The organism is Bacteroides caecigallinarum (assembly GCF_021531075.1).
In the GTDB taxonomy this organism is placed as follows: domain Bacteria; phylum Bacteroidota; class Bacteroidia; order Bacteroidales; family Bacteroidaceae; genus Phocaeicola; species Phocaeicola caecigallinarum_B.
In genome coordinates this window covers 1-226 of record NZ_JADYTJ010000189.1, presented here as the reverse complement: position 1 = coordinate 226, position 226 = coordinate 1, and the positions used below count along the sequence as shown (strand labels likewise).

The window sequence follows — 226 nt, the reverse complement described above, 5'->3', positions numbered from 1 at the left end:
GTATGGTAAGATTGCATGATAATACCATTAAAGATTCATCGGTAAACGATGGGGATGCGTTCCATTAGGTAGTAGGCGGGGTAACGGCCCACCTAGCCGACGATGGATAGGGGTTCTGAGAGGAAGGTCCCCCACATTGGAACTGAGACACGGTCCAAACTCCTACGGGAGGCAGCAGTGAGGAATATTGGTCAATGGGCGAGAGCCTGAACCAGCCAAGTAGCGT

General features: G+C 51.8%; 1 rRNA gene. It reads left to right on the top strand.

The window, feature by feature from the left end:
* Nucleotides 1-226 (top strand): 16S ribosomal RNA (locus I6E11_RS15015); the annotation flags it as partial.